The sequence below is a fragment of the Enterococcus sp. DIV2449a genome (assembly GCF_051711225.1).
Classification (GTDB): Bacteria; Bacillota; Bacilli; order Lactobacillales; family Enterococcaceae; genus Enterococcus_D; species Enterococcus_D casseliflavus.
The window spans coordinates 1-23,590 of record NZ_JBIOME010000004.1; the positions used below are offsets into that span (position 1 = coordinate 1).

Annotated in this window: 22 protein-coding genes and 1 pseudogene; 14 read left to right on the forward strand and 9 right to left on the reverse strand. The window is 36.3% G+C overall.

Annotated features, from left to right (window positions below; all coding sequences use genetic code 11):
* From IGI76_RS17250 to IGI76_RS17285, 8 genes are all read left to right on the forward strand, one after another.
* Nucleotides 1-1,695 (forward strand): glycoside hydrolase family 66 protein (locus IGI76_RS17250; protein WP_438791800.1); only part of this gene is annotated, 1,695 nt, incomplete at its 5' end.
* A gap of 190 nt (nucleotides 1,696-1,885) precedes the next feature.
* Complete coding sequence (locus tag IGI76_RS17255; RefSeq protein WP_118214701.1) at nucleotides 1,886-2,881, forward strand: LacI family DNA-binding transcriptional regulator; 996 nt, start codon at nucleotides 1,886-1,888, stop codon at nucleotides 2,879-2,881.
* A 386-nt stretch (nucleotides 2,882-3,267) separates the two neighbouring features.
* The gene (locus tag IGI76_RS17260) at nucleotides 3,268-3,867 is read left to right on the forward strand and encodes a tyrosine-type recombinase/integrase (protein ID WP_008382128.1); all 600 of its coding nucleotides are present in this window, start codon (nucleotides 3,268-3,270) and stop codon (nucleotides 3,865-3,867) included.
* Nucleotides 3,868-3,915: 48 nt separating this feature from the next.
* Complete coding sequence (locus IGI76_RS17265; RefSeq protein WP_438781884.1) at nucleotides 3,916-4,611, forward strand: Fic family protein; 696 nt, start codon at nucleotides 3,916-3,918, stop codon at nucleotides 4,609-4,611.
* Between the two features lie 66 nt (nucleotides 4,612-4,677).
* Entirely contained in the window at nucleotides 4,678-5,379 is a 702-nt protein-coding gene (locus tag IGI76_RS17270) for a hypothetical protein (protein ID WP_231432482.1), read from the forward strand.
* A gap of 83 nt (nucleotides 5,380-5,462) precedes the next feature.
* The gene (locus IGI76_RS17275; protein ID WP_231432483.1) at nucleotides 5,463-6,602 is read left to right on the forward strand and encodes a nucleotidyltransferase domain-containing protein; all 1,140 of its coding nucleotides are present in this window, start codon (nucleotides 5,463-5,465) and stop codon (nucleotides 6,600-6,602) included.
* A gap of 35 nt (nucleotides 6,603-6,637) precedes the next feature.
* Nucleotides 6,638-7,012 (forward strand): hypothetical protein, encoded by a 375-nt coding sequence (locus IGI76_RS17280; RefSeq protein WP_231432484.1) that lies wholly within the window; start codon nucleotides 6,638-6,640, stop codon nucleotides 7,010-7,012.
* Nucleotides 7,013-7,044: 32 nt separating this feature from the next.
* The gene (locus tag IGI76_RS17285) at nucleotides 7,045-7,323 is read left to right on the forward strand and encodes a DUF3892 domain-containing protein (RefSeq protein WP_177952505.1); all 279 of its coding nucleotides are present in this window, start codon (nucleotides 7,045-7,047) and stop codon (nucleotides 7,321-7,323) included.
* Between the two features lie 246 nt (nucleotides 7,324-7,569).
* Here the strand turns inward: IGI76_RS17285 and IGI76_RS17290 are convergent, their stop codons facing one another.
* Nucleotides 7,570-8,559, reverse strand: a complete 990-nt coding sequence (locus IGI76_RS17290) for an IS30 family transposase (protein WP_438781357.1) — start codon at nucleotides 8,557-8,559, stop codon at nucleotides 7,570-7,572.
* A gap of 423 nt (nucleotides 8,560-8,982) precedes the next feature.
* A complete protein-coding gene (locus IGI76_RS17295) occupies nucleotides 8,983-9,597 on the reverse strand; it encodes a recombinase family protein (protein WP_002345745.1) in 615 nt (204 codons plus the stop codon).
* A gap of 236 nt (nucleotides 9,598-9,833) precedes the next feature.
* On the opposite strand from IGI76_RS17295, the gene IGI76_RS17300 reads away from it, so the two are divergent.
* Complete coding sequence (locus IGI76_RS17300; RefSeq protein ID WP_246873371.1) at nucleotides 9,834-10,079, forward strand: hypothetical protein; 246 nt, start codon at nucleotides 9,834-9,836, stop codon at nucleotides 10,077-10,079.
* Between the two features lie 103 nt (nucleotides 10,080-10,182).
* Nucleotides 10,183-10,383, forward strand: a complete 201-nt coding sequence (locus IGI76_RS17305) for a hypothetical protein (protein WP_005237664.1) — start codon at nucleotides 10,183-10,185, stop codon at nucleotides 10,381-10,383.
* Nucleotides 10,384-10,530: 147 nt separating this feature from the next.
* On the opposite strand, the gene IGI76_RS17310 is transcribed toward IGI76_RS17305, so the two are convergent.
* The 3 genes from IGI76_RS17310 to IGI76_RS17320 all read right to left on the reverse strand — a co-directional run bounded on the left by IGI76_RS17310 (nucleotide 10,531) and on the right by IGI76_RS17320 (nucleotide 14,035).
* Nucleotides 10,531-11,427, reverse strand: coding sequence for an IS3 family transposase (locus IGI76_RS17310; protein WP_142437796.1), 897 nt, complete (start codon nucleotides 11,425-11,427; stop codon nucleotides 10,531-10,533).
* On the reverse strand, nucleotides 11,415-12,104 hold the full coding sequence (locus IGI76_RS17315) for a helix-turn-helix domain-containing protein (protein WP_034879047.1): 690 nt from the start codon (nucleotides 12,102-12,104) through the stop codon (nucleotides 11,415-11,417). The genes IGI76_RS17310 and IGI76_RS17315 overlap by 13 nt, the downstream gene beginning before the upstream one ends.
* 131 nt (nucleotides 12,105-12,235) lie before the next feature.
* Nucleotides 12,236-14,035: a heavy metal translocating P-type ATPase gene (locus IGI76_RS17320; protein ID WP_005237655.1), complete on the reverse strand. Its 1,800-nt coding sequence runs from the start codon at nucleotides 14,033-14,035 to the stop codon at nucleotides 12,236-12,238.
* A gap of 311 nt (nucleotides 14,036-14,346) precedes the next feature.
* On the opposite strand from IGI76_RS17320, the gene IGI76_RS17325 reads away from it, so the two are divergent.
* Both IGI76_RS17325 and IGI76_RS17330 read left to right on the forward strand, forming a co-directional pair.
* Nucleotides 14,347-15,894 (forward strand): Nramp family divalent metal transporter, encoded by a 1,548-nt coding sequence (locus IGI76_RS17325; RefSeq protein ID WP_438781814.1) that lies wholly within the window; start codon nucleotides 14,347-14,349, stop codon nucleotides 15,892-15,894.
* 10 nt (nucleotides 15,895-15,904) lie between these two features.
* The gene (locus IGI76_RS17330) at nucleotides 15,905-16,333 is read left to right on the forward strand and encodes a universal stress protein (protein WP_005237651.1); all 429 of its coding nucleotides are present in this window, start codon (nucleotides 15,905-15,907) and stop codon (nucleotides 16,331-16,333) included.
* A gap of 243 nt (nucleotides 16,334-16,576) precedes the next feature.
* Here IGI76_RS17330 and ltrA read toward each other — a convergent pair whose 3' ends face one another.
* The 4 genes and pseudogenes from ltrA to IGI76_RS17350 form a co-directional block, all read right to left on the reverse strand.
* The gene (ltrA, locus tag IGI76_RS17335) at nucleotides 16,577-17,683 is read right to left on the reverse strand and encodes a group II intron reverse transcriptase/maturase (protein WP_225582047.1); all 1,107 of its coding nucleotides are present in this window, start codon (nucleotides 17,681-17,683) and stop codon (nucleotides 16,577-16,579) included.
* 848 nt (nucleotides 17,684-18,531) lie between these two features.
* A pseudogene (locus tag IGI76_RS17340) lies at nucleotides 18,532-19,521 on the reverse strand (IS30 family transposase).
* Nucleotides 19,522-19,829: 308 nt separating this feature from the next.
* Nucleotides 19,830-20,201, reverse strand: coding sequence for a hypothetical protein (locus tag IGI76_RS17345; protein ID WP_016612373.1), 372 nt, complete (start codon nucleotides 20,199-20,201; stop codon nucleotides 19,830-19,832).
* A gap of 1 nt (nucleotide 20,202) precedes the next feature.
* Nucleotides 20,203-21,114 carry a ParA family protein gene (locus IGI76_RS17350; RefSeq protein WP_005237640.1) on the reverse strand — a complete coding sequence of 304 codons (912 nt, stop codon included), beginning with the start codon at nucleotides 21,112-21,114 and terminating at the stop codon, nucleotides 20,203-20,205.
* A 552-nt stretch (nucleotides 21,115-21,666) separates the two neighbouring features.
* Here IGI76_RS17350 and IGI76_RS17355 point away from each other — a divergent pair.
* Both IGI76_RS17355 and IGI76_RS17360 read left to right on the forward strand, forming a co-directional pair.
* On the forward strand, nucleotides 21,667-23,166 hold the full coding sequence (locus tag IGI76_RS17355) for a primase C-terminal domain-containing protein (protein WP_192415568.1): 1,500 nt from the start codon (nucleotides 21,667-21,669) through the stop codon (nucleotides 23,164-23,166).
* A 135-nt stretch (nucleotides 23,167-23,301) separates the two neighbouring features.
* Nucleotides 23,302-23,589 (forward strand): PrgN protein, encoded by a 288-nt coding sequence (locus IGI76_RS17360; RefSeq protein WP_012481689.1) that lies wholly within the window; start codon nucleotides 23,302-23,304, stop codon nucleotides 23,587-23,589.
* Nucleotide 23,590 lies beyond the last annotated feature (1 nt).

Below are 23,590 nucleotides of genomic sequence, written 5' to 3' on the forward strand. Positions count from 1 at the left end.
TCACTAGGGGATGAGGGCAAAAAAAATCAGGGATCCTATGAATTAGTAGTGACACATTTGGGAGAAATAATTGCCCAGCAAACAGATGCATGGCAGACAATCAACGGTCGAGGAGAGCTAAAGATTGAGTGGGAGCCACCACATACCGATTTTCAAGGATATCTATTGCAAATCAATGTAAATAACGAAGCAGGTAAGACAGTTACACAAGCAAATAAAGCAATTGATGTCTCTAGCACATGGACAAAATTTCCGAGATATGGGTATTTGACGAATTTTGGCAAAGATGTAGATACAAAAGCAATCATTGAACAAATGAGTCAATGGCAATTAAATGGTATTGAATATTATGATTGGAAATATCTTCATCATCAATTAATTCCTGAAGATGGTTCAATGGAATGGCAAGATTGGGCGGGACGAAAAATTAGTGGAGAAACAGTCAAGCGTTATATTGCAGATGCCACAGCCAAAGGTATGACAAATATGTCATATAATATGATTTATGCAGCGACCAATAATTATGCTCAATATGGTATTAAGGAAGAGTGGGGATTATGGTATGCAGAAGATCACGATGTTGGTAAAAATAAAGGGGATCGTTTTCAATTTTCAATGGGGGCAAGTCCTACTGGTCAATCCAATCTTTTTTTCTTTGATATACAAAATTCCGAGTGGCAGGACTATATTCTTACAAAAAACTTAGAAGCCTTACAGATAATGGGTTTTGATGGCTGGCATGGAGATACCGTCGGCGAATGGGGTAAAATGTGGACCTATGACATGATTGGGGATGAGACCAAAGGCATTTATGTGAAGGATGGCTATAGAGCATTCTTAGATAAGGTAAAAGACGAATTAGATGGCTATCAATTATCATTTAATCCCGTAGGCGCTCAAGGGATTGAACAAGTAAATACATCAGCTGTGGATGTTTTATACGCAGAAATTTGGCCATGGGATACATCGAGTGATGGAGAACAGTACAATACCTATCAAAGTCTAAAAAATGTGATTGATACATCAAGGGCTCAAAGTGGAGGAAAATCTTTGATAATTCCAGCATATATGGAATATGACTATGCAGAAAGTGTGTTAGATGAACCTTTTAATTTGTCAGCTGTACTTCTAACAGATGCTGCCGTATATGCGGCTGGTGGGTCACGTATAGAGCTAGGTGATGGTGATAAAATGCTATCTAACGAATATTTTCCTAAGCACAATTTGTATATGTCTGATGAACATAAAGAACGTCAAAAAGAATTACAGAATTTCATTGTTGCATATCAAAATCTTTTACGAGATGGATTAGAAGATAATGGACATCTGATTGAAGTTGTCAACCATGAGCAGTCAACAGATGGACAGCCGAATAGAGTCTGGGTATATAGTAAGTCAGGAAATGGTTTTGATACCATTCAAATGATTAATTTGCTTGGTGTGTCAGATAATGATTGGCGAGCCAATGAGGGCAAAAAAGAAACGCCGACTATAGTTGAGGATGTGACCATTAAGTATTATACGGATGCCTCATTTGAAAGTGCTTGGGTTACTTCCCCAGATCCCGCATACAATTCTGTTGCTAAAGAATTAAAGATGGCATATGGCTCTGATACGCAAGGGAACTTTATTGAAATCACAGTTCCTTCATTGGAATATTGGGATATGATTTATTTTCGTTCTACAAAGGAATGAAAACTAAGCGAATACTTTTGCTGATAAGCATGATTCACACCTTGAAAAGGTAAAGTAGAATATGAACCAACTGTTCTTAATTATGAAATAATTGAAGAACAGTTGGTTTTCTACTAAAAATCTCTCGCATTTCCTAGATATTTGTGTAATACTATAGCTAATAACGTAAGCGTTTACTCAGGAGGTTTTTATGCAATATACAATTAAAGATATTGCCAAGAAGGCGAATGTCTCAATAGCTACTGTTTCCCGAGTGATTAATGATCGTGGTGGATATAGTGAAGAAACAAAACAAAAAATTTTAGCTATCACGCACAAGTTAGGATACAGTCAGAATAAATCCGCAGTATCATTGGTAAGTAAAAAATCCGACCTACTTGGTATTATTATGCCACAGTATGCGACTACTTTTTATGGAGATATTATTAGTGGTATCGAAGATGAGGCGTATCAAAGAGGCTACAATGTTATATTGACCCACGCAGGTGTAGACGGATCCAGAATGAAGGAAAGTATAACACTTATGAAGGAGAGAAATGTTGATGGATTTATTATTTTCTCTGTGGACTTATCAATCGATGAAATTAATTTGATCAAGCAACATAACATTCCGTGTGTTTTACTTTCCGCAGACACGGTGAGTGGCGATATTCCTTTTATTAAGGTCAATGATGAAGAGGCGATTGCTGATGCGACTTCTTATTTAGTCAAGAAAGGAAGTCGAAAGTTAGCTTTGATTGGTGTAAATCCATCAGATCGTATTGCGGGTAAAGCACGGATAAAAGGATTTAAAGAAGCATTAATCCATCATCAAATTGCATACTCTGATATGGATATTTATTTTGGTGATTATAGTTTTGATTCTGGAAAGCAGAATATGAAGAAAATTGTACAAGCAGGTCTTGCCTATGACGGAATTGTCTGTGCCAGCGACGAGACAGCATTAGGAGTAATGTCAGCTTGTTCTGAAGTAGGGATTAAAATTCCCAATGAACTTTCAATAATAGGTTATGACAATTCATTAGCTGCAAGAATGAGTACACCAGCATTAACAACAGTGTCACAACCTTTTCATGAGATGGGTAGTGATGCAATTGGTATGTTACTAAAAATCGTGGATAAAGATGAAAAAGTAAAATCCAAAATTGTAAAGCACAAAATTGTAGTAAGAAATTCTGTTAAGTGAAATCACTCTAAAACGATAATTAAACAATGCGAAAATAATATTTAAATTTAACTTAGATTTTTAAAATGATAAATAATTTTTAAATTACATCCAAATCACTGGTCAAGTTTATGTTCACTTGTCATTTAAAAAGTGTATAAATTTTTTTATATTTTTAAATTAAGTTTAATGCCTTATCGCTAGTTTAATAGTTTGAAGGTTCTATGTAAATCTTTTGAAACAAATGTGACACAATCTGATTCTGTCACATTCGTTAAAATTGCTCAATCCTTAGAGGCTCTAAGAGGAAATCACTTTTCTTTTAGAGCCTTTTTTCTATAGCTTGTTTAAATGTGACTTATTATCTGTTATAATCATATTAAGTAACATTTGAGAGGGGACTAAAAATGAAGAGCGTGGAACCGATTCGCGACAAAAAAAAGATCGATGCCATGAAGGCCATTTTGGCTTCCGGAAAATATGGGCAACGAAATTTGGTGCTTTTTTCGATCGGGATCAATACAGCGTATCGAATCTCCGATTTAAGGCAGTTGAAATTAAGTGATGTGTTAGAAATTTCCCGTGGGCGGGTGATTGTCAAAGAACGTCTGGCCATGAAGGAACAAAAAACGGCCAAACATAATTCGGTCTTCATTTCAAACAAATTACGAAAAGTGATTCTCGATTATGTCCAATCAGAATTTCCTGAGCAGCTGCAAGTACAAGACTTCAGCAATTATTTGTTTCCAAGTCGCAAAGGAGCAGATACGCCTTTGACCCGACAAAGTCTTTGGCGGATCATTCATGAAGCAGGAACGGCGGTTGGGTTAAAAGAAATTGGTCCCCATTCGATGCGCAAAACCTTCGGCTATTTTTTGTACAAACAAGGGACCAAAACAGAAATTATTCAGTCGCTGCTCAATCATTCTTCACAACGGGAGACCTTACGCTATATTGGGATCACTCAGGAAGACAAAGATACTGCCGTAAAGAGTTTGGATCTATGACAGAATAATACGCTATATAATAGAAGGAAAAATTCAAGAGGTGAGAAAATGAACGAAGAAAAGCGACCTAACTTTCCGGATAAATACCACTTATCGCGCAAAGAGTCGGTGTATTTATTGAAGAAAAATATTGTGGAACTGGTGTATAATGCGGGGAAATTTGAAGGATTGAATACAACGCTATTACAAACAGAAGAGATTATCAAGTATAATCGGGCCAATAACGTGGCGGTAGATGATGTCCTGACCGTCGTTAACTTAAAAAGAGGCTTTGAAATGCTTTTAAACGACGTACAGGAGCCCCTGTTAGAGACAAGTAAGCGGATTAATCGGATCGTTGCAGCGGAGGATGCCCTTTTTCCTGGTGAAATACGAACCGGGGGAGTAGAAGTCTCGACTATTCAGGGAAGGTATGTTCCTCCAATGTTAACTGAAGATGAGATAAAGAATCAATATGACGAGATAATGAATCAAGAGATATCAGAGACAGAAAAAGCATTGCGACTGTTTCTATTCATTGCGAAAAATCAAATATTTTGGGACGGCAATAAGCGAACAGCATTGTTAACTGCTAATAAGATCATGTTTAGCCAAGGATTAGGATTGTTGTCTATTCCTGAAACGAAATTTGTAAAGTTTAATGAACTTCTATCCAATTATTATAATAGTAATCTATTATTGGATGAGTTAACTATAATTTCATATATGTATGAGTATTGTATTTTTGGCATATATTACGGTTAAAATTTTCAGGTGGATACTAGCAAATATGCTATTCTCACCTAATTGTAGATAATAAGGAGAATTTAAATGGAAGTTTTTCAAGATGTTAGGGGAGCTATTGTAGGAATACTTGTTACAGCCATGATTACTAATAGAAAGAAAATAGTTACAAGAATTAAAGGACTCTTTTTAAGCAAGAAAAAAGTAAGAATGAGTTTATCATATTTATTTTCTATTTGTATAGATAATAAATATTTGTTGATTAAAGGAGGCAGAGTTGACCAATTTCAACCATTAGGTGGAGTTTTTCATTATTTTGATAGTTTTAATGAAATAAAGAACAGATTGAATATTTCTGATGTAACATCCAGTCAATTCCATGACAAAAATGATTTAAGAATTTTTGTTCCAGGTAATAATGTATTAAGTGTTGTTGATTGGTTTCATTCTAGAAAAAATAGGGAATGTACAGTTACTAGAGAATTTATTGAGGAGTTGGTAGATACAGGCGTACTTGAAATTCAGGATTTGAAGGAAGTTCAATTTGAATTTAAAAAAAGTATTGAAACGGGTATAAGATTTAGTGAACCATTTAAAATGAATGAGTACAATATTTATGAGATTTATAAAGTTACTTTTAGTGATAAGTCATTAGAAACCAAAATTTTGGCAAATACAAGTAAAAATAAACAGTATTTATGGTGTGATAATTTAGATATTGAAGCTACAAAGGTGTCTCTAGATGGTTTGGATAGAAAAATAGGTCAACATTCCAAATACATCGTATAGATTAAATATTATATCTATAGTATATTAAAGTTAGTTATGCTTTTAAATATATTCAAATTAATAATTTGAGGAATGAGGCAACTATGATAAATGAAACTTTGAGTAAAATTTTTCATCATATTTCAGAGTCTTTAAATATTTCAAGAACGGATAATGAAGAAATTGTTAACTCATATAAGGCTGTAGGATCCTATTTAGGAGAATTAGAAGAAGAGTTAAATATCTCTATATTTCCACAAGGATCATTGAGCTTAGGGACAATTATTAAGCCATTAGCCACAGATCGAAATGGTGAATATGATGTTGATCTTGTATGTCGTATTACTAATGGACAAAATTTAACACCCAAAGAAGTGAAAAATATTATCGGTAATAGACTAAAACAAAGTAAGCTCTATTCAGAAAAGCTTGATAGTGAGGGGAAAAGATGCTGGACTTTAAACTATTATAAATATCATATGGATATATTGCCATGTATCCCTTATTCCACAAGTGAGTTTGATACAAAAATTGTATTGACTGAAAAAATTGACTCAGGTGAGTATGTATTTGGTCTTAGTAATCCAAAGGGGTTTCGCAATTGGTTTACTAATGAGATGTTAGACATTTTTAACGAATCTAGAGAAGCTTTTTCCAAAAGAAACAATGTTGATATAGAGGAAGTGAAACTATATCAGGTAAGAACTCCTTTACAAAAAGTTATTCAAATACTTAAACGTCATAGGGATATAGCATTTGAAGGAGAAAAATACAGACCAAGCTCAATAATAATTACTACGTTGGCAGCAAAAGCATATAATGGTGAACAAGATCTATTTATAGCATTATCAAACATTATATATAATATGGAAAAATATATCGAGATTGATCAATATGGGAATTACAATGTTTATAATCCGGTAGATTCTACTGAAAACTTTACAGATAGATGGCGGGATAATCCCGAAAGAAAAGATGCTTTTTTTTCTTGGCTTTTAAAAGCCAAATCAGATATCGTAGATGATCCTGTAAACTTTATTGAAGGTTTGGATTCTCTTAAGGAAAGACTCTCAAGAAATTTTGGTCAAGATTTAGTTAACACTTCCTTTGAGTCTTATGGAGAATCAATTTCTAAGATCAAAAACAACAATGGATTAGGGTTGAATGAGAACGATTTCTTATCGACCGATAGTAATAACAAAAAGAAACCAATAGCTAACCATACATTCTATGGCGGTGAATAAGTATTAAAAAAACTTTAGCCCAACAATATTTAGATATGAAGATTCACTATCCTAATGCTAATATTAAATTGAAAAATAATAGATTAATTATCAATATATTGTTAAAACCTACGGAAATTTCTAAAAAGTATTCTATTGAAATTATCTATAACATTGATGGTATTTGTGAATCGTGGCTTAATAACTTACCAACGAATATAATAAAAAAAGAAATACCTCATATTTATAAGAAAGATATAAAAAATAAAAAAATAAGTTTGTGTCTTTATAATCCTGGGAAATTTGAATGGAAAAGGGATAATTGGATTTCTAACACAATCATCCCTTGGATTATAGAGTGGTTATTCTTTTTTGAGCTTTGGTTAGCTACAGATAAATGGTATGGTGGTGGAGATCATCCGCCATTATAGGTAACATCAAATAATAAGGAGGTAATATTGTTATGATTAAAGCAACGAAGATAAAAATGAATGATGGTAAAGAAAATACTGATTCCTTAACAGAGATAAAAGAAATTTATTTAGAAGGTGTTGTAAACTCTGGCTTTTATATGAAGGAAACCATTCACGACTTCATTGTTGAAAATCCAGATTCTAAAATTGTTGTAGATTTAAAGCCGTTTCCTGTATTGTTAGCTGCTAAAAATGGAACTCAGAAATATGTTAGATCGCAACCAAATAGCAGTGAAAATGATAACTTATTAAAATTGCCGAGAGTATAATTAATAAAACCAAAAAGAAGCTTGTATAATATTTAAAAGCTTCTTTTTTTGTTTTGTTAGTTTACATAAGATATATTATGCAAAGTTATCGGTGATAGGCGAATGTTAAGATTAAGCGCAACTATACATTGCTTTTATATAAACATAGTTCGTCTTTTGCTCTTTTTATCCCTATTGATAAACTTGAATTGATACGATTGTTCGACAAAATCATTTCATAACGAATGAAATGTTCTCTTGAAAATATCATGTAATTCTCGCGTATTCTAGTTTAAACTTTTGAGCTGGTGTTTTCCACTTTAGAATTTTTCTTGGTCTAGTATTTAAGTTTTCTACAGCGTCATCGACGATACGTTGCGAGACATTCTTAAAATTAAACGGTTTAGGGAAATATTCTCTAAGTAATCCATTATGATTTTCGTTAGAACCACGTTCATGAGGTGCATACGGATTTGCATAGTAAATTTTGCACCCGAAGGTGTCTTCAATAAGACCGACTTGAAATTGATTTACAAATTCAGTTCCTCGATCACAAGTAATAGATTTTACCCCTTGAGGATACATTTCTATTAGTTTTTTAATCGCTGCCATCATAGCGCGACCTGTTTTATTAGGGAGTTTAATCGCTACGTATTGTCGTGTCTTTCTTTCGATAAAAGTTGCGAGACAGGTTGATATGCCTCGTTTTGAAACTACTGTATCAGCTTCCCAATGACCAAATTCTGTACGAAGCTGAACAGCTTCTGGGCGCAAATCAATGGTTCTATTTTCAAAGAAAGCTCGATCAATGCGAATCTTCGATCCAGATGACTTTACTTTATATCTTTTTCCATGTCTCCTAAGCTTTTTGATGTTGAAATCAATGGTTTTTGAGTAAATCCAGTTATAGATCGTGGATGTACATACCTTTACGCTTTTAACGGAATGTGCAATTTGTTCTGGAGAATATTTTAGATTCAGATATTTTAAAATAGTTTTAGTATTATGAATCGTGGCTTTTTTAGTAACTCCACAGTTCTTTTTCCGCAATTTAGCGATATTTTGTGCACTTGAAGCTTGATAAGGCAACCGTGCGATACTGTTGGCTTTTCTAGCTTCAGTCCCCCGTTGAATCTCCCGAGTGATTGTTGAACGATGGCGATCTAATCTACGTGCTATTTCAGCTGGTCGTAATCCTTCGTCAAGATAGGCCTCAATTTTCCCACGCTCTTCAGCGGTTAAATGCTTATATACCATGTATCAAACTAGCTCCTTTGCTCTATTAATTACTACGGCAACGAATGATTTGACAATGAACCTTCACAGATATGAGATCCGCTTCCAACTAGGACCTAACTTAAGACAAGTCAGCTCAGCCGATACAAGGCTATCATATCTGTGTTCATAATCAAATCGTATTACCTACCGTATGCAGGCACATCGTATCATATTAAATAACGAGCATCAATATAAGTTTGCGGAGGTTTGTTGCGCTTTATTTTGCTATCCAGCAGTTATCGGTGATAAATAGCTTTAAATCAGCATGATTATTGTGTTGATTATATTTATGTCAACTAATTTCTCGTTATCATAAATATAATCAACTTAGCTAGATGAATTTTACTTGATTGGCTATCTTGATAACAAAGCTATTCATAATTACGTGATTTAAAAAAGAAATCATACAATTAGTTGATCCATTTCTTTTTTTATTCGGTAAACTGTTTGCCTAGTCACATTATAGTCTTTTGCAATCTTTGAGATAGCAACTCCATTCTCCAGATCCTGAACGATGCTTTTATAAACAAGGCGTCGCTGAGGATCTTTTGTTTCTGCACTGTATAACTTAGGACGACCTTTATAGACGCCGTTTGCTTTAGCAATCTTAATTCCTTGTGCCTGGCGTCGTTTAGATTCAGTACGCTCTTGTTCGGCAATCATGGCTAAGATTTGAATGATTAAGTCTTTGATGAATTTATCCAGGAGAGGATTTCCGATTGCTTCAGCCATGATTGGTAAACTGGTGATAATAAGTCGCACATTCTTCTTCTTTAGATAATTAACTGAATCGATAATTTCGTCATAATTTCGTCCAAGTCGATCAATGGCTTCTACAATAAAAATATCTTGCTCTCTGACAAAATCTAAAGCTTCCTGAAAAATTGGCCGATGACTGATAGTTGCTCCAGATTGCTTTTCTATAAAAATTTTTTCAGCGCCAAACTTTTCCATTTCTTCAATTTGGCGTTGTTCATTTTGATCGATGGATGAAACTCGAATATAAGCAATTTTCAAATTTATTTCCTACTTTTCTTAAGCATTTAAAATACACCCTAATCATACGTCAGAACGCTAGATTTTTCAACATAATATCAATGTGTATTTAGGGTACACTTTAAACATGCAATGAGCTTTTGAATTGTAAATACTAAATAGTTTATAATAGAAGAAAAAATGGAGTGGTGAATCCCTAGATTGAAAAAAAAGATAAGTACTATAGATTATTACATATGACATCTGAGTCAGGATGGATGAATTTTCCAGAAATTGTAAAAGAAGTTCAAAAGATAAGAGCAGCTATTTCTGATGGTCGAGCTTCTCCTATGAACTACCATGATGCAAATGGAATAAGAGTGATTGATCAAGAAAGCAATGTAAGGAAGTACTCAACAATTAACGAGTGCGTGATCAATGAAAAATTATGTAGAGCGACCATAATGAAACACATTAAGAATAGAAGCAAAGCAAAAGACGGTAGAACATTTAGCACCTTCTAAGTTTTTTCATAATTGTTTGTTATGATATACTTAGATCTTCGTCATTAGACTTGCGCTGCCCGTTATTGAAGTTTCAGGCAGCGTTCTTTTTGGGGGATCGATAATGGAAGAAGAAAAAATATTTGAAAAGCGCTGGCAACTGGCTTCAAGTGAGCAAAGAGCAAGGTACACCAATTTGCTGTCGTCCTACCCTACTGTCGACTGGACATATAAGGAAAAGAAATACTTGCTTTGGCTGTGCCAGTTAGATATAGATACCTTTGAAACATTTGAAGTGATCCTAGATAGAATTAAACAGAATTGATCATAAACAAGCGAATCTGAACTGCTCCCTGTCAAGTAGACAGTCAAAAAAAACAAAAAGATTTGTTCGAGTTTCACTCGAACTGGCCTTCAGAGGAGATAGAGAAAGTCCCTTTCTCTATCTCCTCTTACAGGTTAATAAAAAGACTTAAGCGACAGCCTTACTTCTGATTTCCATCGGAGTGAGTCCGTCGTGTTTTAGTGTGATACGTTTGTGATTATAGAAGTGAATATAGTCTTCCACGTCCGTGACCAAAGCTTCTCTGGTCGCATAGTTATTCAGGTAGTAACGCTCTGCTTTTAAAGTGCCCCAAAAGCTTTCGATTGGTTGGTTATCTAGACATTTCGAAACTCGTGACATACTTGCGGTAAATTTGTACGTATCTCTCAATGTTTTGTAAGCATGAGAAGTATACTGGAACCCACGGTCACTGTGGATCAGTGGTCGTGCTCCTGGGTTGGCTTCAAAGGCCTGTTTTAGTGTATCCATGACGATTTCATTATCATTTCTAGGACTCAATACATAGGCGATGATAGACTTGTCCCAAAGATCAACGATCGCACTCAGAAATTCTTTCTGACCATTCCCATATTTAAACTCAGTGATGTCTGTACACCAAATCTGATTTGGGGACGTGGCGGCGTCGAAGTTACGATTCAAAATATTCTCTGCTAGATGAATAGGATTTGACCGTTGCCAAGACGGACGCGGTCTTCTAATAACCGAATAGAATCCTAGAATACGCATAATACGGTGAATTCGTTTGCAATTATAGCGCGTTTCCAGCTTTTTATTCACAGCCACTGTCATTCGGCGATAACCGTAGATTTTCTTACATCCAAGATGGATTTCAGTATTGACTTCAGCGATGTGTTGCGTTTCTTCATCCTGGCTAGTCGGAACACGTTTGCTCCATTTGTAATACCCCTGCGTTGAGACAGTTACTAGTTGGCAAAGTCGGCTGATTGGCCAACCACGCTCTTCATTAAGCTCTTTGACTGCTAAAAATTTCGCTTCTTTTCGAGATAGCGCTAGCGTTTGAATCGATCCCGAATTTCTTGCAACTTTTTTTGGATAGCCACCTCCATCTCAAGGTGTTCTTTTTCTGCTTGAAGCTTCTTATTTTCTAGTTTGAGACAATCTAGCTCTGTTAGTTCCTCTAGACTCTTTTTGCGACCACGTCCGTCTTTCAATCCTTCTTGTCCAAGTGATTGGTATTTTCGCACCCACGAATAAACCTGTTGGTAACTCACCTGATACTTCTCGATTGCCTTATCATAGGCAAGTTCATGAGCAATCGTGTACTGCACGATTTCAATTCGTTCTTTATAGTCGGTTTTTCTGCCTTTAGTCATACGGGATTTTGACCTTCCTTTGCTAGTGGATTTAACTTCGCTACCACTAGTATACTTGGAAATCCACTTATTCAAAACACTGTTACCTGAAATAGAATACTTTTTGACTACAGACAGTTTGGATTCCCCTCCGTCTATGACGGCTTTAACAGCACATAACTTGGTTTCCTCTGAGTATGTCGTCCACGTTCTAAGTTCCTTAAGTCGTTCAGAACCACCTTCTTCGAACTTACGAAGCCAATCATGCAAAGTCCCGATACTGATACCGATTCTTTTTGCTTCAGCATTTCTAGATATCCTCCCTTGTAACACTTGATTAACAGAATATAATTTTTCATCAACGCTAAACTTTACTCTTTTTGACATATAAAAAACTCCCAACATAGTAGTCTAGAAATTTTTGTTTTTTCTAGTGTCTACTATGTTGGGAGCATATCAAAACAATTGCTGGATTTTCTGGTTTATTGTCGCTGAATCATTCTATCTCAGCCTCTTTACTATTTTGTATCATTTCGTGCTCGTAAAGCCGATAAAATCGCAACCGTATCTATCACTTCTTGTAAAGCCGCCCCTAATAATGTTGGAATGATTCCAAAGCTAGCTATTACCATTAATACACAACAAATAATGATACCAATCAATACCGATTGTTTCGCTACGACCATTGTTCGTTTAGCAATGTCTCTGGCTTGAGCTACTTTAGCCAAATCATCTTTCAAAATAACAATATCTGCACTTTCACTGGCAGCTGTCGAACCATGCGCCCCCATCGCTATTCCGATATCCGCTACGGAAAGAGCTGGAGCATCATTTACTCCATCACCGACCATGACTGTTGGTCTAAGTGGCGCTGGGATTTCTTGAATATAGGCGATTTTATCTTGCGGTAGACAATCAGCATGCACCACATCAATGCCTACTTGGTCTGCAATACTATCTGCTACTTCTTGCTTATCTCCTGTTAATAAATGGATGCTCTCTACTCCTTCCGCCTTTAGCATTTGCATCGTTTCCTTTGCCTCTTGACGGACTTGATCTTTCATAGTCACATGTCCTATCATGACACCATTCACAGCAACAAATACCGCGACTTCGTTTGTTAAGCGATGGACATCTTTCTTCCCTACGAAGGTCGATTTACCTACTTTTACTTCGTTTCCTTCAATAAAGCATACGACACCTTGACCAGTCACTTCTTCCAAATCTTTCACTGGCAATAATGCCACACCTTTTTCTTTGGCTTCCCGAACAATGGAGCGTGCAATGACATGCCCCGATTCTTGCTCCGCACTGGCTACGAGTTGTAAAAATGTTTTTTCCGTATAACCACTCGTATAAGATAATTGATCAATGTAGAGCGCTCCTTCTGTTATTGTCCCCGTCTTATCAAATGAAAAGCTTTTAGCGGTTGCAAGTTTTTCGATGGTTGTCCCATTTTTCACCACGATACCATTGCGGCTAGACCGACTCATACCTGCGACTAGCGCAATCGGAGCAGCTAAGATTAAAGGACACGGTGATGCGACTACTAGGACTTCTGCAAAGCGTACCGGATCTTTAGAGAAAAACCATGCCAAACTACCAATCACATACGCAATAATCGTGAAAGGTACCGCATACCGATCTGCTAAACGAACAAAATTGGCCGGTTTTTGAGCCGATTCTTTTACTAATTTGACCAATAATTGGTATTGACTATCAGCAGCTACTTTAGTTACTTTAAAACGAAATGCTTGATCGCCATTTAGCGACCCTGACATCACTTCATCGCCAATTCCTCTTTCGACTGGTAATGACTCACCTGTTAAAGAAGATTCATCCAACGTCGTCTGACCTTCTTTAATCACACCATCCACTGGTACAAGCTCACCTGGTTTAACTAAGACAAGCTCACCGAGTTGCACCGTCTCAGCTTTGCAATCAATGATTTCCGCTCCCTTAATCACATGAGCAAGTTGAGGGGAATGGCTTAACAATTCTTGTAATTCTTTACTAGCTTGTCGGCTAGCATAATCTTCTAGACTATCTCCACCAGTAAGCATAATTAGCACAACTAAACTAGCCCAATATTGACCGACCGCCAATGTCGCTACAATGGCAGTAATAGCTAAAATATCCACACCGTATTTTCCCGAACGCAGTGTAGCAATCATGCCAATCAACATTTGAATGGCAATTAACCCACCCGTAATCGCTACAATCATATAAGCTATTGTCGGATTTTTGAATAGAAATTCAGCTAGTAAGGCTGCGAAACCGATTGTTAAAGTTAGAATAAATCGTTGGTAATTTTTCATTGTTCTCCTCCTCTATTTCACAAAAAGAGTGTAGCACCACAACTTTTCGAATGATAATATAATCCTCTAATTGATAACGATAATCAGATGCAACTATCAAAATCCTATTTTATATTATATTTATTTCAATTTAATACGTTAATCCACTAGGTAGTTAGAGTTAAACGTCGATGTGCCTATCATTTTTTTTAGGCATTCCGAAAAAAATCCTTTTTTTTTTTTCATTTGAGGAGTAAACTAGCGTTGAAAAGAAATGAAAGGTGGTTATCTTCTTGAGTAAAAATGAAAATCATGCTCATAAGCACAAGTTGATGGAACACGCCAATGGTCCATCACTTGAGGAAATAAATGGGACGGTCGTTGTTCCTAAAGGTATGGGATTTTGGAAAACATTGTTCGCATACTCGGGGCCGGGTGCACTTGTGGCAGTCGGCTACATGGATCCGGGAAACTGGTCCACTTCTATTACTGGTGGACAAAATTTTCAATACCTATTAATGTCGGTGATCTTAATGTCTAGCTTGATTGCTATGCTTTTACAATACATGGCAGCTAAACTAGGAATCGTCACTCAGATGGACTTGGCGCAAGCGATTCGAGTGCGTACGAGCAAATCATTAGGTATTATTTTGTGGATTTTAACTGAATTAGCGATTATGGCCACAGATATTGCCGAGGTTATCGGGGCAGCTATTGCCTTATACCTACTATTTGATATTCCCTTATTGTATGCTGTTTTTATTACCGTCTTTGATGTCTTGTTGCTTTTATTGTTGACAAAAGTCGGATTCCGTAAGATCGAAGCAATCGTGGTTTGTTTGATTTTTGTCATTCTTTTTGTCTTTGTCTATCAAGTTGCTCTATCAAATCCAGATTGGGCTGCCGTGATGAAAGGCTTTATTCCAACAAGCGAAACATTCTCTTCATCGAAAAGTATCGGCGGTCAAACTCCTCTAACAGGCGCACTAGGAATTATTGGAGCAACTGTGATGCCGCATAATCTGTACTTGCATTCGGCTGTTTCTCAAACACGTGCCATTGATCATAGCGATGAAGATGATGTTGCCGAAGCAGTTCGCTTTACCACATGGGATTCTAATATTCAATTAACGATGGCTTTCTTTGTTAACTCGTTGCTTCTTATTATGGGTGTTGCTGTATTTAAAACTGGAGCTGTCCAAGATCCATCCTTCTTTGGATTGTATGAAGCCTTATCAGATCCTTCAACTTTAAGTAATGGTATCCTAGTTCAGGTTGCGAAATCTGGTTTATTGTCTACTCTCTTTGCAGTTGCGCTACTTGCATCTGGTCAAAATTCTACGATTACTGGTACTTTGACAGGACAAGTAATCATGGAAGGTTTCATTCATATGAAAATGCCGATTTGGTTACGGCGCCTTGTTACTCGTTTAATCTCGGTGATTCCGGTTTTAGTCTGTGTGGCGTTAACCAGTGGTAAATCGGCTATTGAAGAACATACTGCGTTAAATACGTTAATGAATAATTCTCAAGTCTTTCTAGCTTTTGCCTTACCATTCTCAATGGTCCCACTACTCATGATGACGGATAGTAGTCTTGAAATGGGTGATCGCTTCAAAAACTCATGGATCATTCGCTTATTAGGTTGGATTTCAGTCATCGGATTAACATATTTAAATCTAATCGGATTGCCCGGACAAATTGAAGGGTTCTTCGGTGACAACGCAAGTAAAACAGATCTTGTCATTGCAGATAGCATTGCCTACTTTACGATAGCTATTGTGCTTCTTTTGTTGGCATGGACAGTTTATGATCTATATAAAGGAAACAAAAAATTAAATGCGCGCATTCAATTAAATAATATGCGTGAAACGGAGTAGGAGGAGCAATATGTATGCGTTCAAACGAATTTTAGTTGGTGTGGAAGAGTCAGAAGATGCGTTAAAAGCCTTCCATTATGCTGTCCATCGCGCGAAACTAGAAGACTCTTCGCTTATCATCGCACTTGTTTTAGAAAACGAAGACATTAATACGTATGAAATTCTGGATAAGACCTTTTTAAAGAACGCTCGAGAAAAATTAATTCGCCAAGGTGAAACCTATCGTACTTACGCAAAAGAGCAAGGACTAACAGATGTGGAAGTTCTCATTGGTCAAGGAAATCCGGGTGAAGTTATTGTCAAAGAATTTATTCCAATTTCAAAGGCTGATTTATTAATCATTGGTTCTAAATCACGTAACCCTATCCGGAAATACTTAGGCACACAGGCTAGTTACATGGCGAAAAATGCGACAATTTCTGTTTTAGTATATCGTTAAAAAGAGGCGGAAACAGAATTATTTATCTACGAGCAAAAAGACCATAAAATCCAAAAGTTATTTTGAACTGCTCCCTGTCAAGTAGACAGTCAAAAAAAACAAAAAGATTTGTTCGAGTTTCACTCGAACTGGCCTTCAGAGGAGATAGAGAAAGTCCCTTTCTCTATCTCCTCTTACAGGTTAATAAAAAGACTTAAGCGACAGCCTTACTTCTGATTTCCATCGGAGTGAGTCCGTCGTGTTTTAGTTGGCGCACATGTGCGTTTCAATCACAAAGCTTTTTCTTTTGCGTACCAGTTTCATTGTGAATCCGAGAAAATCAGATTTCTGTTTCTTTAGATTCACTACCTTTGATTTTTCAGCACTTATATCAAGTTTCAGTCGGTCTTTTAACCATAATTTAGTGGCTAGAAAGATTTTGTCTGCGTCACTTCGTTTTCTACAGAAGATTTTGAAGTCATCTGCGTATCTAACAATATAAATCTCTTTTAGTTTCGAAGCACGCAGTGCTCGATATTTGTTGCTCTTAATCCATTGCTTTCTTGTTTGATGATAACAATCGTAGTTTTTCCTAGTCGGGTGTGTTTCCCATTGAGAAGATATCCACCAGTCCAGTTCATTCAAAACAACATTGGCAAGAAGTGGAGAGAGAACACCGCCTTGCGGGGTTCCTTTCTTTGGATGTTCAATGCGTCCATCCCTATGAATAATAGGTGCTTTAAGCATTGCTCGGATAACACCTAGAAGCCATTTATCACGTACCCCTAATGTCCAAAACTGTTTAATAAGTTTTGAATGGTTTACGTTATCAAAGAATCCTTCTATGTCTATGTCTACTACAAAAGTTAGTTTTGAAAGTTGCGCCATTCGTACTGCTTGAGCGAATGCATGATGTGCCGACCGGTTAGGTCGGAAACCATAGTTCTTATCATGAAACTTTGCTTCCATGATCGGTTCTAAAACTTGTAGTAGACACTGTTGTATGATTCTATCCCATATTGTTGGTATACCTAGTGGTCTAGTTTTCCCATTTGGCTTAGGAATATCTACTCGTTTAACTGGTTGCGGTTTATATTCTGAAAATTTTGTTTGAACAGTTTTTATAAACTCGATATTCGGTATTGCTTTTAAATCATCAATATTCTTTTTGTCGACGCCTGGGGAAGTACTACCAGAATTTCCTTTAACATTCCGAAATGCCAATAGAATGTTATTAGGAGAAGTGACAATTTCCATAAGGTTACTGAAAATTTTGTTCTCGCTACTCTCTTTGTAAAGAGAATCAAAGCTATCAATAAGACCATAATATTCCATATGGCGAATTGAATGTGATGCTGATACGTTTTCCATAGCACCGCCTCCTTTCGGACGTCGGCGTTTATTTTGTCATACTCGATTCTATGGATTGTATCATAACTGTTAGTAAAGCAAATTGACTTGTGGCTATCCCTCCACAGCTTATTATCACTGCTTCATAGGTACTGTGCCACTACTCTCACTAGTGTAAATGAGCTTATTATTCTTCGTCTCAACCGTTTCAAAGGAAGTTAGTCCTCCACGACACTAGCTTTCAACGTTCCAATGATTTTATCCCTACATTTACTTTTAGGCGCTCACTCTGAACCTGTAACTTTCCAATGCCTACTACATTGCACGGTTGTTCATATCTACGATTCTTACTTAACCGCAAGCTACACCCTTTGTCACAGTAATATTTGTGCGGGTAAGATACATTTCTGTACCCCAAGCTTATAGATTCGTACATTCGCGAGTTCGTCAGTGCAGCTGCACATTCTCACCATGAGTAATTTCTGGACTCCCGGCCTATAGGTTACACCATTCACCGCTGAACAGCTTTCGATTGCATAATGCAACTGCGGTAACTCTCAGCCGACTTTACCGAGCTTTTGACAATTCCTATTCTAACTTAAGGTATTGCCAATCGGAGTATCAGAGGGAGCGCTTCAGGGCGTTACACCGTCATTTCACTCCTCAAATCATTAGTTCTACACAAGAAAATCTTGTGTGCCTAACCTTTTCAGTTAGGAACGTTTCGCACCATAAAATGACTTACAGTCGATACAAAGAATATCTCGTGAGGGTTCTTTAGTATAGTCAAACCTTGGATTTACGCCAAATTGCATAACCATGATAAATCCCCTTTTCTAAAAAAAGATACGTTTTATATACGCAGATTGTCAAATTAAGTGCAACACCTTGTCATAAAAGACCTCATAAGGTGTTTTCCAACCCAAACACTTCTTGGGTCGTAGATTTAGTTTAGAAACAAATAGATCCACTGTACTGTCTAATACTTCAGTTAAATCTTGCCCTTTGGGTAGGTATTCTCGCAGTAGTCCATTAGTATTTTCATTTGTTCCCCGTTGCCAAGGACTATAAGGATCCGCAAAAAAACAGTCAATACCGCATGCTTTACTAAATTCATGATAAAGCATAAACTCTTGTCCCCTGTCAGGCGTAATCGTTTTAAGATTTGCTTGTTTGACCCCGGAAAACAAATCAATAATTGTCTTCTTGACCGATTTAGAGTCTTTTTTTGGTGTCTTCTTTGCCAGAAGAAAACGTGATTTCCGATCAACAAGTGTGACCAAACAAGTTTTCCCTTAAGCACCAATCACTGTGTCGGCTTCCCAGTGACCGATTTCACTTCTTTTTTCTGCTGAAATTGGTCGATCGTGAATTCTAGGGGCATCGTTGAATTGTCCTCGTCCATCAAGAGCGCTTTTTTTAGGCTTTCCTTTGCGACGCAGCTTCCTTCTAGCCTCTTTACTATCTTTTGTAAAACCATCATTGAATAATCCACGATAGATAGCGCGATAAATCGTGTTATAGCTAATCGATTCACCGTTATTTTCTAACTTGATTCTCTGAGAAATTTGTTCTGGAGACCATTGGTTTTCTAAAAATAACTTTCTAACACATTCTTTTAATGGAGAGGAATCTAGCAATCGCTTCTTACCACAACGTTTCTTATTTTTCTTGTATGTTTTTTGAGCAACAGATGGTGAATAAGCGCGTTTCTTTGTCGAGTGACGTTTTAACTCACGCATGACAGTTGAAGGGTTTCTTTTGATAAGCCGTCCGATACGGCGATAAGAAAATCCAAATCCGTGGTATAAGAATATCAATTCTCTTTCATGTGTAGTAAGATGTGTGTATGAAGCCATGGCTAAATTCCTCCTAATGATTGTTCGTCAAACACCATTATACAGGAATTTAGTTTATGGCTTTTTTTGGTGTTGCACTTAAATTGTACATTCACCATACACATTAGAACACACGTTCGCTTTTCTAGTCAAGAGAACACGGCTGGGTATATTTATAAATTATAAAATATAAATTATAAAACAATATTTATAAAACCTCTGCCAGCGAGTAATTATGTGTATTTAAAGGCTTAATTTTTGTTACAATTTATAATTTGCAAAATATAAATTATAAATTGTACTTTACAAAATATAAAAAGGAAGAAGATTTATATCTTCTTCCTTTTTTCTTTCTTATATATCCGTTCTCTTTCCTGATCTTTCTTACGCTCTAATATTCGGTTGTAGGTTGTTTTTTGATTGTGATCGAAACGTGCAGTTCTTTCGTGAATTAATTCTTCGAGTAGTTCATAGGTATAATCATTATCAGTAGTATCAAGCAAAGCAGTAAATTCGCACCAGACTATGGCTGGTATACCAAGCGACTTGTTGTTTATCTTTAATACGTCTTCTTCAGGGTGAATATTTTCTAGTAAATCTGTGTTGTCAGAAGTAAATGCTGATTTCGGTTTAGGGATTTCTTTATAAGAATTATCAGGTTTTTGCTTTGAAAAGAAACCTGGTTTTGCATTATCGGTCATGTTAGTTTTCTCCTTCGAATAACTTTATTCTATGAATGAAATCTTTTGCTAAAGGTACAAAAACTTCTTCATAAGCAAGTTTGTCCCAATAAGTGTCAGTATTTAAACCTGTCCTCGGTGTTGTTTGCACTCGCTTAACATGTGGTAAAATATTATCAAAAAGGTTTTGATCACCAAACTTTTCGATAGCATCATTGACAACTTGGCGATCTATACTACCTTTACTCAACTGATTTGGAAGTATTCCAACTATTTCAGTCTTACAATCAAATTTTTCAACAAGTGGAGTGACTTCTTCTGATATATAATCTTCAACGCCATCTAAGCTGTCAGATTGAGTTTGAAAAGCCATAATAATATAGTCAGAAGCGTAAGCAGCATTCCTAGTGAAATCAGACATAGTAGGTGGGGTATCGATGAGAACAAAATCGTAATCCGGCTTGACTGGTTCAAGTAAATCTTTCAAGACTGAAATTCTGTTTTTTTCGACCTCGATATAATCAGCGTCTATTCCTTCTATAGCGTCCCCATAAAGCTTAGTTAAATATTTTGGAAAGTTTTTAAAATCTATATGTGATGGAATGCAATCCAAGTTTTCAATTATTGGAAGAACTAATTGTTTCAAATCTCGTTCAACGATTCCAGCTAGCATAGTTTTTTCAATAATGAAAATGTCATCGTCTTTAGAGTGATAATTTTTAGTCAACAACATTGTCTTTGTAGTATTTGATTGCGGATCGGCATCCACTACCAACACTTTAAATCCCATATTAGCAAGTACATAGCTCAAGTATCTTATAATAGTAGTTTTACCTACTCCACCCTTGGAATTTGCTACAGTAATAGTTAATGGTCTTCTGACGACATTTCTATATTCAAAAACAAATTTCAAGTTTTCTTGCGATAATTCCATTAAACAAACCTCCCGTTTATAAAATATAAAATATAAATTGCAAAATATAATATATATATCTGTCTAAGAACATTATACCAGAAGGAAATATGTTGTCAATTATATTTTATAAATTATAGTTTATAAAATATAATTTATAATCAAGCCACTTGATAATCTTTACAAATGTTTAAAAATAGGGTAACTTTGTAGTATAAAAAAAAGGTTTACAGCATTAAAAAAAAGTTTACACTTTAAAAGAAAATTACATAAAAAAAAAGAGACGGATAAAAAAGTGAAATTGGCCTCACTATTCTATCTGAATCACATAAAAAGCCTATGTGTTCTCGCTCGTCTCAGAAGTTATGTAAGTGGCTGACAACCACTTATGTAATTTTGATAAGTTTTTCGGACTGACAATCCGAACTTACAGACTTATTCTACCATTTTTTGACGAGCAACTCAATATATACACGCTTATTTTGTCATTCATTTAAGACTTCTAAGCTATTGGGAGAACACAAATCTTTAAGATTATTTGTGTTCTCTTTTAGTTTGGGAAGGAATAAAGTCATGGCAGCTTCTTTGGATGTCGTATATTCGACGGTATTACAAAATGGTATCCGTAAATTTAAATATAAAAACAGCCACTTAAAACCGGTCTCTTTTAGTGATCAGTCGGGAAAGGGGGCTATTTTTGCGTACCGTTCAAAGGAACACATGATCGAGGGGATTGGACTAGTGATCACTTCAGAAGAAGGGGTGATCGAAAACAATAATCGATTCACTCATTGGACACCAAATGTATTTCGCTATGGAACGTATGCTGATGAAGCCAGAATGTTTACAAAAGGTCATTCTGAGGACAATTTACGCCAAATCAATACTTTCTTTGTTGATTTTGACACATTGGATCCAAACTTTGACTACGGAGAAATTATCTTAGCTAGTCACGAGATCGGCTTTATGCCGACAATGATTCTACGTACACCGCATGGATTTCAAGCTTTCTATGTACTAGACAAGCCTGCATACGTGACGAAGAAATCAAATTTTAAAGTGATCAATGTGGCCAAAATGATTTCAAAAAATCTAAGAAACAAATTTTCAAATGATTATCGGTTTCCAGTTGATGTAAATGCCAATCATTTTGGGATCACACGAATGCCTTCTGAAGAGAATGTTTTATTCTTTGAACCACAGTATCGTTATAGTTTCGAAGAATGGATCGACTGGTCAATGAGAGAAGATGCGGACAAAAAAGCGGAGATCAAGAACGTTTTTGTATTACCATCTACTCAAGAATTTCGTCAAGTCGATGAACCATGGTTCCAGCTGTTGCTAAAAAGTCAAAAAATACAAGGTGAAAAGGGCGTATATGGTCGAAATAATGTCATATTCACCTTGTCTTTGGCATACTTTTCGTCAGGATACGAAGTAGAAGCATGTGAATTGACGATGTTAGAATTCAATGACCGCTTGGCTAACCCTTTATCTGATCGAGAATTAACCAGAATCATTCGTTCCGCTTACTCCGGAAAATATCAAGCAGCGCACAGAGAAAAAGTTGTCCTATTATGCCAAGAGTGGGTCGATGCCAATCTTTCTGAAGAGCAGCTATTCAATAAAAAACGGGGTTGGTGGAAATTCAAGAAAGAAAGAGCTGTTCGCAAGTACTCACATAGTTATGAATGGGCAGAAGATCTACTGTCCTATTTGAATGAGCAATCCTATGAAGAACAACCATACATTCTTTCTACAAAAAAAGAGTTAACTGAACGTTTAAAGATCCCAAAACGTTCCCTGGACAAAGTACTGAAGCAGTTAAAAGAAGAGAACAAAATTCATTTTCGTGTTCGTGCTGGTCGTAATGGAGGTATTATGCTAGCTTCGATACATGGATTGATGCGCTCCGTTATCCGGCTAAAAAAAGAAAGCCATGGGGCTTATTTCACTGCGATCTCAGAAGCTTTTGGAAGAGAATACACGTTTATCCAGACAGCCCTGAAACGCTTGATAGAACCTAATAGGATCGGTGTGCAAACAGATCTGTTCATGATCGATACAGGTTGAAACTAAAAGGTGCAAATTGCCTTTTACATTATATCTATGATACGTTCCTTTTTTTCTCCGCCTTGCTTGCTGGTCTTAAGAAAGAGTAGTATTATTATCGCAAACGTAATAATATGGTGGGAGGTCTTTCTGACTATGAGTATCAATACCTTTGTATATCCCTACCCGATCAATGTATTTATTATTTCGCGGCTAGGGATGACAGTAGAGCAATTTTGTGAGTTGCATGGCTATAAGCAGAGTACAGTAGCAAGTTGGGTAACAAGAAACCGTACCGTAAAGACGTTGCCTTGTGATTTTTTGTATTGTCTTAGTCTTTCTTCAGGCTGGTCGATGGATGATGTTTATCGTCATTTATTGGTATTGGAGGAGAGGTTTTTAAAGAGTATTGATCCAAAGAAGAAGAAAGAACAGGTGGACTGAT

Bases quoted from the DNA above. Each gene is read 5' to 3' on its own strand.
- IGI76_RS17300 (WP_246873371.1), top strand. From the start codon at position 9,834: ATGAATTTTCCAGAAATTGTAAAAGAAGTTCAAAAGATAAGAGCAGCT.
- IGI76_RS17360 (WP_012481689.1), top strand. From the start codon at position 23,302: ATGAGTATCAATACCTTTGTATATCCCTACCCGATCAATGTATTTATT.
- IGI76_RS17350 (WP_005237640.1), bottom strand. From the start codon at position 21,114: ATGGAATTATCGCAAGAAAACTTGAAATTTGTTTTTGAATATAGAAAT.
- IGI76_RS17270 (WP_231432482.1), top strand. From the start codon at position 4,678: ATGGAAGTTTTTCAAGATGTTAGGGGAGCTATTGTAGGAATACTTGTT.
- IGI76_RS17290 (WP_438781357.1), bottom strand. From the start codon at position 8,559: ATGGTATATAAGCATTTAACCGCTGAAGAGCGTGGGAAAATTGAGGCC.
- IGI76_RS17275 (WP_231432483.1), top strand. From the start codon at position 5,463: ATGATAAATGAAACTTTGAGTAAAATTTTTCATCATATTTCAGAGTCT.
- IGI76_RS17280 (WP_231432484.1), top strand. From the start codon at position 6,638: ATGAAGATTCACTATCCTAATGCTAATATTAAATTGAAAAATAATAGA.
- IGI76_RS17315 (WP_034879047.1), bottom strand. From the start codon at position 12,104: ATGTCAAAAAGAGTAAAGTTTAGCGTTGATGAAAAATTATATTCTGTT.
- IGI76_RS17320 (WP_005237655.1), bottom strand. From the start codon at position 14,035: ATGAAAAATTACCAACGATTTATTCTAACTTTAACAATCGGTTTCGCA.
- IGI76_RS17345 (WP_016612373.1), bottom strand. From the start codon at position 20,201: ATGACCGATAATGCAAAACCAGGTTTCTTTTCAAAGCAAAAACCTGAT.
- IGI76_RS17260 (WP_008382128.1), top strand. From the start codon at position 3,268: ATGAAGAGCGTGGAACCGATTCGCGACAAAAAAAAGATCGATGCCATG.
- IGI76_RS17325 (WP_438781814.1), top strand. From the start codon at position 14,347: ATGGAACACGCCAATGGTCCATCACTTGAGGAAATAAATGGGACGGTC.
- IGI76_RS17265 (WP_438781884.1), top strand. From the start codon at position 3,916: ATGAACGAAGAAAAGCGACCTAACTTTCCGGATAAATACCACTTATCG.
- IGI76_RS17305 (WP_005237664.1), top strand. From the start codon at position 10,183: ATGGAAGAAGAAAAAATATTTGAAAAGCGCTGGCAACTGGCTTCAAGT.
- ltrA (WP_225582047.1), bottom strand. From the start codon at position 17,683: ATGGAAAACGTATCAGCATCACATTCAATTCGCCATATGGAATATTAT.
- IGI76_RS17285 (WP_177952505.1), top strand. From the start codon at position 7,045: ATGATTAAAGCAACGAAGATAAAAATGAATGATGGTAAAGAAAATACT.
- IGI76_RS17255 (WP_118214701.1), top strand. From the start codon at position 1,886: ATGCAATATACAATTAAAGATATTGCCAAGAAGGCGAATGTCTCAATA.
- IGI76_RS17330 (WP_005237651.1), top strand. From the start codon at position 15,905: ATGTATGCGTTCAAACGAATTTTAGTTGGTGTGGAAGAGTCAGAAGAT.
- IGI76_RS17355 (WP_192415568.1), top strand. From the start codon at position 21,667: ATGGCAGCTTCTTTGGATGTCGTATATTCGACGGTATTACAAAATGGT.